Source organism: Veillonella sp. S13053-19 (assembly GCF_002959835.1).
Classification (GTDB): domain Bacteria; phylum Bacillota; class Negativicutes; order Veillonellales; family Veillonellaceae; genus Veillonella; species Veillonella rogosae.
Map to the genome: position 1 here is coordinate 70,109 of NZ_PPDA01000007.1, position 13,442 is coordinate 83,550.

12 protein-coding genes are annotated in these 13,442 nt (G+C 39.8%); 9 read left to right on the forward strand and 3 right to left on the reverse strand.

Translation table 11 applies throughout. From position 1 onward, the window contains the following. The first annotated feature begins 53 nt into the window (after positions 1-53). The 9 genes from VEHSUH06_RS02190 to VEHSUH06_RS02230 all read left to right on the forward strand — a co-directional run bounded on the left by VEHSUH06_RS02190 (position 54) and on the right by VEHSUH06_RS02230 (position 10,020). Positions 54-770: an amino acid ABC transporter permease gene (locus VEHSUH06_RS02190; RefSeq protein ID WP_105081243.1), complete on the forward strand. Its 717-nt coding sequence runs from the start codon at positions 54-56 to the stop codon at positions 768-770. 6 nt (positions 771-776) lie between these two features. Then, on the forward strand, positions 777-1,493 hold the full coding sequence (locus VEHSUH06_RS02195) for an amino acid ABC transporter permease (RefSeq protein WP_008603263.1): 717 nt from the start codon (positions 777-779) through the stop codon (positions 1,491-1,493). Beyond that, on the forward strand, positions 1,490-2,263 hold the full coding sequence (locus VEHSUH06_RS02200) for an amino acid ABC transporter ATP-binding protein (protein WP_105097592.1): 774 nt from the start codon (positions 1,490-1,492) through the stop codon (positions 2,261-2,263). The genes VEHSUH06_RS02195 and VEHSUH06_RS02200 overlap by 4 nt, the downstream gene beginning before the upstream one ends. Before the next feature lie 12 nt (positions 2,264-2,275). Further along, positions 2,276-2,758, forward strand: a complete 483-nt coding sequence (locus tag VEHSUH06_RS02205; protein ID WP_105097593.1) for a GNAT family N-acetyltransferase — start codon at positions 2,276-2,278, stop codon at positions 2,756-2,758. Between the two features lie 267 nt (positions 2,759-3,025). Further along, entirely contained in the window at positions 3,026-3,253 is a 228-nt protein-coding gene (locus VEHSUH06_RS02210) for a DNA-binding transcriptional regulator (protein ID WP_105097594.1), read from the forward strand. A gap of 15 nt (positions 3,254-3,268) precedes the next feature. Further along, positions 3,269-5,008 carry a class I SAM-dependent DNA methyltransferase gene (locus tag VEHSUH06_RS02215; RefSeq protein ID WP_105097595.1) on the forward strand — a complete coding sequence of 580 codons (1,740 nt, stop codon included), beginning with the start codon at positions 3,269-3,271 and terminating at the stop codon, positions 5,006-5,008. A gap of 1 nt (position 5,009) precedes the next feature. Then, complete coding sequence (locus VEHSUH06_RS02220) at positions 5,010-6,284, forward strand: restriction endonuclease subunit S (RefSeq protein ID WP_105097596.1); 1,275 nt, start codon at positions 5,010-5,012, stop codon at positions 6,282-6,284. Positions 6,285-6,296: 12 nt separating this feature from the next. Next, the gene (locus VEHSUH06_RS02225; protein ID WP_105097597.1) at positions 6,297-9,533 is read left to right on the forward strand and encodes a type I restriction endonuclease subunit R; all 3,237 of its coding nucleotides are present in this window, start codon (positions 6,297-6,299) and stop codon (positions 9,531-9,533) included. An 88-nt stretch (positions 9,534-9,621) separates the two neighbouring features. Continuing rightward, the gene (locus VEHSUH06_RS02230; protein WP_105097598.1) at positions 9,622-10,020 is read left to right on the forward strand and encodes a hypothetical protein; all 399 of its coding nucleotides are present in this window, start codon (positions 9,622-9,624) and stop codon (positions 10,018-10,020) included. A 56-nt stretch (positions 10,021-10,076) separates the two neighbouring features. Here VEHSUH06_RS02230 and rbsB read toward each other — a convergent pair whose 3' ends face one another. Genes rbsB through VEHSUH06_RS02245 form a run of 3 tightly spaced genes read right to left on the reverse strand, consistent with a single transcriptional unit; the run spans position 10,077 to position 13,405 of the window. After that, complete coding sequence (rbsB, locus tag VEHSUH06_RS02235; protein WP_054748330.1) at positions 10,077-10,979, reverse strand: ribose ABC transporter substrate-binding protein RbsB; 903 nt, start codon at positions 10,977-10,979, stop codon at positions 10,077-10,079. 9 nt (positions 10,980-10,988) lie between these two features. Further along, complete coding sequence (locus VEHSUH06_RS02240) at positions 10,989-11,924, reverse strand: ABC transporter permease (protein WP_105097599.1); 936 nt, start codon at positions 11,922-11,924, stop codon at positions 10,989-10,991. Beyond that, entirely contained in the window at positions 11,924-13,405 is a 1,482-nt protein-coding gene (locus tag VEHSUH06_RS02245) for a sugar ABC transporter ATP-binding protein (protein ID WP_105097600.1), read from the reverse strand. The genes VEHSUH06_RS02240 and VEHSUH06_RS02245 overlap by 1 nt, the downstream gene beginning before the upstream one ends. Positions 13,406-13,442 lie beyond the last annotated feature (37 nt).

A 13,442-nucleotide genomic window follows, 5' to 3' on the forward strand; every position in this document is an offset into this window, starting at 1 on the left:
AATAGGCCGCCTTGGCGGCCTTATTCTATTATGTATAGAAACGAGGTGCTACTGTGGGCAAGTATTTTGATGTGTCCTACATGATCCAAGCGTTTCCACAGCTCTTGAATTATGTTCACGTAACGGTGCTCATCACCGTTATTTCTGCCATCTTAGGGGTTATATTGGGCTCTATTATAGCTATCATTCGCCTCAAGAAGGTACCAGTATTAAACCAATTATTTATTGTATTTATCTCCTTTATGCGGGGCACGCCGTTCTTGGTACAACTCTTCCTCATTTACTTTGGGGTGCCAGAAATCATGTCCCATATGGGTCTTAACATGAAAAATGTGCCGGGCCTCGTATTCGTGTATGCCGTGTTTACATTGCATATTGCGGCGTATAGTGCTGAAATCATGCGCTCCAGTATTGATGCGGTGGCGCCTGGTGAGAAGGAAGCTGCTAAGAGCCTTGGTATGACCGAGTTCCAAAGCTATGTGCGCATCATCCTGCCACAGGCTTTCACCATGAGCATTCCACCGTTGACGAACCTCGTTATCGGCATGTTGAAAGGGACGGCGCTCATCTTTAACGTCGGCGTTGTCGATATGATGCGTAAGGCGGACCTCATGGGCGGTAATAGCCAGCGCTATCTTGAGTTATTCGTAGACGCAGCCATCATTTATGGCATTCTAATTATCATCGTGTCCCTCTTGGGCCGATTGCTTGAAAAACGTTTTACCGTTGCGGGCAAAGAATCGCAACGCATTTTGATCAGCGAGGAGTAGGGGCTTATGGGACATATTATTGATTCAACCTATATTTATGGCACCTTCTTTGCTGTCATTCCTTATGTGAAAGTAACCCTCATGATTACCTTCCTCAGCGTTGGTTTGGGTACAATCTTAGGATTATTGAGTTGCGTGCTACAACAAAATAAAGTACCTGTGCTCAGTCAGCTCAGTTATTTGTACGTATTGTTATGCCGTAGTATTCCGAACATGGTTCTCTTATACCTCGTGTACTATGGCTTGCCAATTCTTTTCCTCGCCTTAGAGGATCAAACAGGGGTACATGTGCCTTTTGAAAAGGTGCCAGCTACATTCGTAGCCGTTGTAGGCTTAACCTTGCATACAGGAGCGTATTTGAGTGAAATCTTCCGGGCTGCCTTGCAATCTGTACCGAAAGGTCAAATGGAAGCGGCTCAGGCCATCGGTATGACTTGGTTCCAAGCGTTCCGTCGCATCGTATTGCCACAAGCGACAGTCTTTGCGTTGCCATTATTTACAAACCAATTCCTTAACACCATGAAGAGTACCAGCATCGTATTCGTCATCACTGTTATTGAATTGTTTGGCGCTGCAAAGTTATATACAGAGGAAAATTCGCAGTATTTTGAGGCCTACATCGTGGTGGCCGGTCTATTCTGGGTGATGGGGATTGTCTTTGAATTTATCTTCCATCGTTTAGAAGTCTATGCAAGCAAGTATAAACGAGGTAATGCATTATGATAGATATTAAACAAGTTCACAAATCCTTCGGGAACCGTGAAATTTTAAAGGGCATCGACCTACACGTGCCAACAGGGTCTGTAACAGTTATCCTTGGCCCATCTGGCAGTGGTAAGACGACGTTCCTTAGAACATTGAACTTCCTTGAAAGGGCCGATGCTGGGACGATGCAATTAAACGATATTTCTGTAGACCTACATAAAGCGTCTAATAAGGAAATCTTAAACGTACGCCGCAATACATCCATGGTGTTCCAGTCTTATAACTTATTCTCTAATAAGACTGTTATTGAAAACATCATGGAAGGCCTTGTAACAGTTAAGAAAATGAAAAAATCTGAAGCCCGTGACATTGCGCAACGTTTCCTCAAGGAAGTAGGCATGGAAGGCTATGACGATTACTATCCTGTACAACTTTCAGGTGGTCAACAACAACGTATCGGCATCGCTCGGGCCCTTGCGATGGACCCAGAGGTTATCCTCTTTGACGAACCTACATCAGCTCTTGACCCAGAGCTCGTAGGGGAAGTATTGGCCGTTATTCGCAAGATTGCTAAAGAGCTAGAAGTAACGATGATCATTGTAACTCACGAAATTGGCTTTGCTAAAGAAGTAGCAGACCAAGTCGTATTCATGGAAGGCGGCGTCATCGTAGAACAAGGTGATCCTAAAGTGGTCCTTGAACATCCAAAAGAAGAACGAACACGTAAATTCTTGAGCCGTTACCTTACACTCGATAGCGAAGTGCCTCTTGATAGCGCAGCGCTTTAAACGAGGTACATAATGAAAGAATTTAGACAATTAACCGTAGATGATGCGGCTGAATATCACGAGGTGTTGATTGCGGGATATGCAGAGAATAAGAACTATCCTATATCCTTTGATGCTATCAACTTTAGCCAAGAAGAGTCTCGCGCATGGATCTTAAAATACCCTGTGTATGGCCTCTACGTAGATGGCTCCTTGGTATGCTCTATTTCATTCCGCATGCCTTGGATTCCAAAGGCTACACCAGATGTATACCCGCACATTGCGCACTTTGTGACGGCCCCTGAACATAAAGGAAAGGGCTATGCTCGTGAAGTCCTGGCCGAAGCAGAAGAACTACTCCGCAACGTATATAAAACACCAGCCGTAACACTTGGTACTGCCGCAGAACACCCGTGGCTTACCAAAATGTACGAAAGCTTTGGATTTAAAGAGTATAAACGGACGCAATTGCCTGGGAAAGTGCATACTACAATATTCTTTAAGAAAACGTTGTAAAGATAAGAAAATTAGTATTAATTTGATATTCTAATCAAAAGAGTCGCATCTAATTGGTGCGGCTCTTTGTTGTTCTATAAGATATTACTATCACAGTATTAATATCAAGATTACTTTGGAATTATTCATATATGGTTATCATATTCTCTAAATTTGTTATTGGTAAATACCGATAAGTCAGTATTCCTTGTGGATAGATACTAAAAAAATATATATTTGTTTGCTATAATAATGCTATATTAATGGATAAAAAGGAGATGCATATATATGGGCTTTCCTAAAGAAATAAAAAGAATTAGACAACGTTCATTTCTAACACAGCAGGAATTTGCAAATGCACTAGGTGTGGCTTTTTCTACTGTAAATCGTTGGGAATCTGGACGTTCAAAGCCAAACCTAAAAGCAATGAAAAGTATCAATACATTTTGCGTAGATAATAACATCCCTTATGAAGTACTAGAAGAGTCTTGGTTTGACTATAAAATAGAAAAATAAAGGAGCAATATTGTTATGACAGATAAAGAATTAAAACAGTTAAAAGATACGCTATGGCACTCTGCTGATGTGCTTCGAGCTAGTGCTCATTTAGCTGCGAATAAATATGGTCAGCCTATTCTTGGACTTATCTTCCTTAGATATGCAGATATTTTATACAAACAACATAAGGAAAATATTGAGGAAGAGTATAATCATCTTAAAGGCGGACGTATGGAAAAGTCCATCAAAGAAATCTCTATCGAGAAGTGCGGATTCTATCTTCCTGAATGTGCTTATTATGATTTTATCAATGATGCACCAGATGATGCTAGTAAAGCTACTCTTGTAAAGAAAGCTATGGAAGCAATAGAGACTGAAAACCCTAAAATGGATGGTGTCCTTCCAAAAGAAGTTTATGCTCAGCTTGTACCAGAAGAAGAGCCTGAATTGCTCTCTAATATCATACGTATTTTCAAAGATATTCCAGAAAATAGTACAGTCGATATCTTTGGTGAAATTTATGAATATTTCTTAGGGAACTTTGCCCTTGCAGAGGGGAAGGATGGAGGAACATTCTACACACCTGCGACTGTTGTAAGATATATGGTTGAAGTATTAAATCCTCAACCAGGGGAAAAGAAGTTCTTGGATCCAGCATGTGGTTCTGGAGGGATGTTTGTTCAGGCTGCAAGATACATGCATGATCACAATGCCAGCGAGAGTGAACAAATGAAATTCCGTTGCTATGGTGTTGAAAAGGAACCTGATACAGTAAAACTGGCAAAGATGAACCTTCTTCTTAATAATATTCGTGGTGACATTACGCAGGCAAACTCATTCTATTCTGATCCATATAATGCGGTTGGACAATTTGACTATGTAATGGCAAATCCACCCTTTAATGTTGATGAGGTTGTGGTTGAGAAAGTTTCTGATGACACTCGTTTTAATACGTATGGTGTGCCAAGAAATAAAAGCAAATCAACAAAGAAAAAATCTGACAAGAAAGAAACTGTGCCTAACGCAAACTATTTATGGATTGGCTACTTTGCTACTGCCTTAAATGAGAATGGTAAGGCAGCACTTGTCATGGCTAATTCTGCATCTGATGCATCTGGTTCAGAATATGAAATCAGAAAGAAAATGATTGAAGAAGGTATCATCTCGCAGATGGTGACTCTTCCTTCTAATATGTTTTCATCAGTAACTCTTCCGGCAACTCTGTGGTTCTTCGATAAACAGAAGCCAAATACTGAGAAGAAAAATGAAATCTTATTTATTGATGCTAGAAATGTATTTACACAGATTGACCGTGCCCATAGAAAGTTTTCTGATGAGCAGATTAAGAATCTTGGCATAATAACAAAACTATATCACGGTGATACACAGGCTCTTGTTGATTTGATTGATGAGTATAAAGTAGAATTTGCCAATGCTCCAGAAGCATCTGACGACAAGGAAGTTCTTACAAAAGCATATTGGCAGTCACAGATTGACTGGTTGACAGAAAGATTTCCAGATGGTGTATATGCTGATGTAATTGGTCTTTGTAAAGCTGCGCCAATGGATGGTGAAGATGGAATCATTGATCAGGACTATTCCCTTAATGCAGGACGTTATGTTGGTGTAGTCATTGAAGATGATGGGTTAACCAAGGAAGAATTTAAAGAAGTTATGCTCTCCCTTAATTCTGAATTTACTTCTTTGAGTGCTGAAGCAAGAGAACTTGAAGAATGCATTGTAAATAATTTGAAAGAATTATTGGGTGAGTGATATGAAAATGCAGTTATATAAATTAAATCAATTGTTGTTAGATATGCATAGTGGTGGAACCCCGGACACGTCCAAACCTGAATATTGGAATGGAAATTTCAAATGGTTATCTTCAGGAGAAACAAGACAACGATTTATTGAAAATACAGAAAGTCAAATTACACAATTAGGGATAGAAAAATCATCAACTAAACTTGCTAAGAAAAATGATGTTGTTATGGCATGTGCTGGTCAAGGTAAAACAAGAGGTCAAGTTTCATTTTTACTAGATGATATGTATATTAATCAGTCTGTAATAGCAATGACAACTGATGAAAAAATATTACACCCACTGTATCTTTTTTATAATCTGTCAGGCAGATATAATGAATTAAGAGGTTCTTCAGACGCAAGTAGTACTAGAGGAAGTATAACAACAAAATCATTAAAAAAACTAGCAATGTTGATTCCAAATATAGAATCACAAAAGAACATAACTGATATTCTAATTGCCTACGATAACCTCATCGAAAACAACAACAAGCGAATCAAACTCTTAGAACAAATGGCTGAAAATCTCTATAAGGAATGGTTTCTAAGATTCCGATTTCCGGGATTTGAGAATGTGGAATTTGTTGGCTCATCTCTAGGGAAACTTCCTTCTACATTTGATATAGTTAAAATAGGAACAGTAATAGAATATTATATTGGAGGCGGATGGGGAGAAGAAGAATTATCTGAGCTATTCCCTGAAGAGGCATATGTAGTTAGAGGAACGGACTTTCCTAATGTAAAACACGGTATTCTCGATTCTTGTCCTTTGAGATATCATAAATCATCAAACTATAATCAAAGAGCGTTTAAAGTTAATGATATTGCTTTTGAGGTGTCTGGCGGCACACAAAAACAGCCGGTAGGAAGATCTATATTAATAACAGAAAGACAACTAGATAGATTTAACAATAGATTAATTTGTGCAAGCTTCTGCAAACTGATTCGATGCAATATAAAAAAAGTAAGTCCTAGATATTTTTATCACTGGTTACAATATTTGTACGAAACTAGAATAATTGAGCAGTATCAGTCACAGTCTACAGGAATCATCAATTTTAAATTTGAATATTTTCTTCGGAAATGTAATTTGATGATTCCGCCGAAAGATATTATGGACAAATTTACGGAATCAGTAAAACCAATATATGATGAAATTGATAATCTTGCTGAGCAAAATTCTAAGTTAATCGCTCAAAGAGATATGCTTTTACCACGCCTAATGAGTGGGAAACTTGAAGTGTAAGGAGGTGTTCATATGCGTAATTTTATATCTGAAGACGATATAGAACAGGCTATACTTTCAAAATTAAAAGCTGAGCCATTTAAATATGACATCCTTATTTGTGATGCTTCACCGGATAAACGAGATGTATTGCCCGATGGTACAGGCAGAAACTCTAAGAAGGAATGTATCCTTCCTGATGTTATGCTGTCTTCTCTTAAGCGTATTAATCCATCTATCGAAGAAGATAAAATTAAAGAGATCGTAAAGACATTAAGGCAAGATTATACAGGAACTGATATCGTAGATACGAATTATAAATTATATAGACAAATCCGTAATAATATAAAAATCACAGTTCGTAGAAACGGCAAGGAAGATTTTGATTTTGTAAAATTGATAGACTTTGAACATCCGGAGAATAATACTTTCACAGCGGTGTCTCAGATGTGGATACAAGGTAAGGTCTACTACAGGAGACCGGACATCCTTATCTTTGTCAATGGTATGCCTCTTGTGTTTATTGAACTGAAAAATAGCATTGTTAAGGTTGAAGAAGCCTATAACAAGAATTTTAAAGATTACATGCGGGATATTCCGAATCTCTTTGCATTTAATCAGATTTGTGTGCTTTCAAATGGTTTGAAATCGAAGCTTGGTGCATTTAATGCGACCTATGACTATTTCTTTGAATGGCTCAAAATTGATAGCGAAAAAGAGAAACTGGACAGAGAAGGTATTCTTGCTGCGGATAATGTTAAGGATAGCTCTGTCAGATATTTTGTTGATGGTCTTCTTAACAAAGATAGACTCATTGATTATATAGAAAACTTTATTCTCTTTGAAAATCAGAGAATAAAGATTATCGCTAAGAATCACCAGTACTTAGGTGTAAATAATCTAATGGAATCAGTGGAGAACAGAAAAGAGCTTAATGGTAAGCTTGGTGTCTTCTGGCATACACAGGGTTCAGGAAAATCCTACTCTATGGTTATGTTTGCACGTAAAGTGAAGCGTAAGATTCAAGGTAATTTCTCTTTCCTCGTTATTACAGACCGTGAAGATTTGGATACACAGATTCATAAAAACTTTGTGCGTACAGAGGTTATTGGCTCTAAAGAAGAATGCCAGCCAAAGGACAGCAAGCAACTGCGTGATTTCCTAACTACCAATAAGGCTTTTATCTTTACTTTGATTCATAAGTTCAGATACGACAAAACAAAGAAATATCCAGTGCTTTCTACTCGTGATGATATTATTGTTCTTGTTGATGAAGCACATAGGACACAGTATAAGGATTTAGCAGAGAACATGAGAACTGCACTTCCGAATGCTAATTTTGTTGCATTTACCGGAACCCCACTGCTGGGAACAAAACGTCTTACAAATCAATGGTTTGGAGATTATGTATCAGAGTATAATTTTGCACAGTCTGTTGAAGATGGATCTACAGTGCCTTTATTCTATTCTAGACGGGTTCCGGAAGTTGGGCTTGAGAACGATTTCCTTGACGATGACGTTGTGGATATAATTGAGGAAGAAAATCTTAATGAAGATGAAACACGTCTCTTAGAGAATGCATCTTCCCGTATCCTTGAAGTTATTAAGAGAGAGGACCGCTTAGATAAAGTGGCGCAAGACATAGCTTATCACTTCCCAAGGCGCGGGTTTCTTGGAAAAGGTATGGTTATATCTGTCGATAAGTATACTGCTGTTAAAATGTATGACAAGGTTCAGCATTACTGGGCTATAGAAAAGCAGAACATAATGAAGCAACGAAATTCTGCCACTACAAAGGTAGAACGTGATAAGCTCACTTGTATTCTTGCTTATATGAATAAGGTTGAAATGGCTGTTATCATCTCCGAAGAGAATGATGAAGAGGCCAAGTTTGCAAAGCAAGGATTAGATATTATAAAACATCGTGCAAAGATGAAAGAAATCACACCGGACGGCAGAGATATTGAGGATAGATTTAAAGATCCTGATGACTCACTGCAACTTGTGTTTGTTTGTGCCATGTGGCTTACAGGATTTGATGTAAAGAACCTATCTACACTTTATCTTGATAAGCCAATGAAAGGCCACACGCTGATGCAAGCCATAGCTCGTGCCAACAGAGTGTATCCTGAAAAACCTGCCGGAATTATCGTGGATTATGTAAATGTCTTTAAATACATGAAGAAGGCACTAACAGAATATGCCACTGGTGATAACGGAACGGAATTCCCTGCAAAAGATATTGAGCAATTAATCAGCTATATTGACGATACAATCGATGAAGCAGATTCTTTCTTGTTGTCTCTTGATATTGATTTAGAAAAGATCATTGTTGATTCTAACATACTAGATCAATTAGATGCATTAAGAGGTGCTTATGACACTATCGTTGCAAAAGATGATGACAAAGAAAAATTTAAGGTTATGCTTAATACTTTGATAAATCTATACGAAGCATCAAAGCCGGAAATCTTTGAGAAGCATTGGAATAATGATAAGTTTGCACCGCTTGTGTATTTGCATGGCCTTTTCCACCACACTATTGATGATGAAAAAGTTGCTCGTGCTAGACAGAAAATGAATCAGATTCTTGATGGCAGTGTTACAGCAAGTCAAGAGTTTGTAAATTATGTACGGGAAAAACCTGCTCAATACATGATTAAAGGGACTCAAGCGATTGATCTTTCTAAGGTTGATATTGAGCAGCTAAGAAAGGAAATCAAGGTTGCTAAGTATAAAGCTATTGAGATTAACGACTTAAAGGAATACATTGAGCAAGCTCTCGAACAGATGCTTAATAGAAACTGCACGAGAACTAAATTCTCTGAGCGTTTCAAGCAAATTATTGACTCCTATAATGCAGGTGGCACTGAAAACGAGGATTATTACGAGCAATTGGTAAAGCTTCTTGAGGAATTACAGGAAGAATATAATCGAGCAAATGTTGAAGGTCTTACAGAAGAAGAACTAGAAATCTTTGATTTGCTTATTGCTGGAAAGAAGCTGACAAAGGATGAAGAGCAAAAAGTGAAACTCTCTGCTAAGAATCTTTATAAGAAGTTATTTGATAATCGCAATAATCTTCTTGTGGTAGATTGGTATAAGGATGAACAGCCAATTGCTAAGCTAAAATATGAGGTAGAACTGTCTTTGAATGATGATTTGCCTGAAAGTTATGATAAAGAATCTTTTGATTCTAAGGTGTCCTTACTTATGAATCATTTTATGGATATGGCAGTACAAGGATATGGTTGGATTGGGGCGGTCTAATTTCCGGAAAAACTTATAATTTCTATTATATTCACAAATACAGTGCTATAATAAATGAAAATGTTACTGTTTGTGGAGTGTGAATAGGATGTATGAAATCGTAAATGAACCAAATTTAACCATTGCTTTTGATATGGATATAGAGTTATCTCAATTTGGTGTGTTTGGCGTATATATTAAACAGGGCTACAATATCTGTGCTGGGTACATTGACCCTAGTGACTGGTCTGGTATTCATAGGGGATACAAAGAATTAGTTGAACTATATGAGAACTGTAAAGGAAAAGCCACATTTACTTATGTATTAACTGGAGAAGGGGATACGCTTACATTCTCGTTAGATCAAAAGGGTGCTCTAACGATGGAGATTAACATATGTACCATTTATAATTACAAATGTAATATGACTATTGAAAGTTTAGATCAAACGTATTTACCGAGGTTTATTGAATTTTTCAGAGAATTTTTGGAAAGAGAGCCGAAATAAAAAGAGTCGCGTCTTTAAGATGCGACTCTTTTTCTGTACCCAGTTTCTATATACAATTATTTTTTAACAACTTTAAGATCTACAGGGATTTTAGCTTCTACAGCTTCGCCTTTGATAACTTTTTGAGCTGTATCGATAGCGATTTTACCCATTTGGTCTGGTTGTTGAGCAATTGTTGCAGCCAATGTGCCGTCTTTAACGGCTTTGTCTGCGTCAGCAGTACCGTCGAAGCCTACGATGAAGATTGTTTTGCCTGCGGATTTAGCTGCTTGGATAGCACCCAATGCCATTTCGTCGTTATGAGCGAAGATAGCTTGTACATCAGGGTTAGCTTGCAAGATATTTGTTGCTACGTTCAAACCTTTTGTGCGGTCGAAGTCAGCACTTTGTTTTGCTACTACTGTTAAGTCTTTGTCAGCTACGTTGTGGAAACCTTGGCCGCGTTCACGTGTAGCGGAAGCGCCAGGGATACCTTCGATTTCAGCTACTTTTGCAGCTTTGCCTACTTTTTCAACGATCAATTGAGCTGCCATTTCGCCGCCTTTTACGTTATCGGAAGCGATGTGAGCTACTACTTTGCCTTTATCAGCAGAACGGTCAACAGTGATTACAGGAATGTTTTTAGCATTTGCTGCTTCTACAGAAGTAGAGATAGCTGCAGAGTCTACAGGGTTAATGATCAATACGGAAACGCCGCTTTCAAGCAAGTCGGAAATGTCATTTGCTTGTTTTGCAGGGTCGTTTTGAGCATCAACGATTTTAACTTTAAGGCCAAGTGCTTTAGCTTGAGCCTCAACGCCTTCCTTCATAGTTACGAAGAATGGGTTGTTCAATGTGGAAACAGAGAAGCCGATAGTGCCGGATTTTTTGTCGCCGCCGTTATCAGCGCTTTTACCACAGCCTGCTACAAGACCGATAACCATAACGGCCATCGCCAATAGTAACAATAGTTTTTTCATAGGAACCTCCTAGGCTTTCTTACGGTCTGCAAGAACAGCCAGTAAAATAACAATACCTTTTACAACTTGTTGATAGAAACTGGAAACGTCGAGAATATTTAACCCGTTGTTGAGGGTACCAATAATTAGGGCACCAATTAATGTGCCAACGATATGACCACGACCACCAGCAAGGCTTGTACCGCCAAGAACTACGGCTGCGATAGCGTCAAGTTCGTAGCCTGCACCTGCTGTAGGTTGTGCAGAGTTAAGACGAGAAGTAATGATTGCACCAGCGATACCACAGAGCATACCAGTTAAGGCATACACGAAGATTTTAACGCGGTCAATCTTGATACCAGCAATGTAACTAACCTTTTCGCTACCACCTACGGCGTATGTTTTACGGCCTAAGGATGTGCGGCTCAATACGAACCAGAGGGCGATGAAAGCTAGGAACATTGTGATGGCTGGAACTGGAAGGCCTGCAATATCCCCTTGGCCAAAGCCGTGGAATAGAGGATCTTGTGTAAGGCCGGAGATTGGGTTACCGTCTGTGAATACTAGCGTCGCACCACGGTAGATTGTCATGGTTGCCAAGGTAGCAATAAATGGAGCTACGCGGCCGTAAGTGATAACGAGACCGTTAATACCGCCCAATACAAGGCCTGCACCGGCTGCTAATACGATAGCCAATACAGGGTCAGTACCAGTTACGATGAGGTTAGCCATCACTGCACTAGAGAGGGCAAGGATGGAACCGACGGATAAGTCGATACCGCCAGTTAAGATGACGAACGTCATACCAAAGGCGATGATCGCATTGATGGATACTTGGCGTAATAAGTTACGCAAGTTAGAGAATTCAAGGAAACTGTCGTTCATGACAGAGATAATGATAAATAATAGGATGAGGCCGATAAGGGGGCCTAATTTTTTTACATATTGTAGAGCTTTGCTGTCCATTATTGTCCTCCTGTGGCTAATGTCATAATCGATTCTGGTGTTGTATCGCAGCGATCCAAGATACCTGCTACGCGACCTTCATGAATGACCATAACGCGGTCGCTCATGCCGAGCACCTCAGGTAGCTCAGAGGACACCATGATAATGGACACACCATCGTTCGTTAATTCGTTCATTAAATCATAAATATCACGTTTCGCACCGATGTCGATACCGCGTGTCGGTTCGTCCATGATGATAATGGATGGCTTTTTACCAACCCATTTCGCGATAACCACCTTTTGTTGGTTACCACCAGAGAGGGAGGACGCCGGTTCGTGAATAGATTGTGTTTTAACGCCTAGCTTTTTAGACAATTCGTCAGCAAAGAAATTGAGCTTGCCCTTATCCAGTACATGAGATGGACAAATTTCGCCAAGGTTCGGCAATGTAATATTGGAACCGATGGAGAAATCGAGGATCAAGCCTTCGCTCTTTCTATTTTCTGTGATGAAAGCAATGCCAGCTTTGATGGCATCTTCAGGTTTTTTACAGTTGAGAACGGATCCGTTAACTGTTACGGTACCGCCATTATGTTTATCTACGCCGAAGATAGCGCGCATGATTTCTGTACGGCCCGCGCCCATAAGGCCTGCTACGCCGAGGATTTCGCCTTTGCGCAAGGAGAAGGAAATTTCGTTGTCGAAACCTTCTGGTTTAAGGTTATCCACGCTCATCACAACTTCGCCTGGTGTAGTTGTACGAGCAGGGTAGAACTCGTCGATAGAACGACCTACCATGTGGCGTACCACTTCATCTACAGAAATCTCAGCAGTTGGCTTCGTAATGATGGTGTGACCATCACGCATAACCGTTATAGTATCGCATTCGCTAAATACTTCTTCCATACGGTGAGAGATATATACGATTGCCACGCCGCGGGCTTTCATTTTGCGCATCATTTTGAACAATGTCGCCGTTTCACGCTCGGTGAGGGCTGCTGTCGGTTCGTCCATGATGACAACCTTGGCATCTAACATCAAGATACGAAGGATTTCTGTCATCTGTTGGTGGCCGACAGAGCAAAGCCCTGCTTCCGTTGTGAGCGGCAATTCGATGCCTAGTTCACGGCACGTATTTTGTGCTTCTTCGAGCATCGCTTTTTTATCGAGCATACCGAATTTATTGCGCTTCGGTCTCATTAAATATAGGTTTTCTAACAATGTTAGGTTTGGCCAAATGTTGAGCTCTTGGTGGATAAAAGCTACACCGTTTAGCTCGGCCTCTCTCGGGTTCGGGAAGGTCCGCTCTACGCCGTCAATGGTGATTTTACCAGCATCTGCCTTATGAATACCCGTAAGGATATTCATGAGGGTGGACTTGCCGGCGCCGTTTTCACCCATCAAGGCGTGAACCTCGCCCTCCTTGAGGGTAATACTTACATCGCGTAGTACTTGGTTCGTACCAAATGCCTTTGCAATGCCAGACATAACAATTTCCATAACTACTCCTATATGATTGGTGAAAGTATCTCTGATG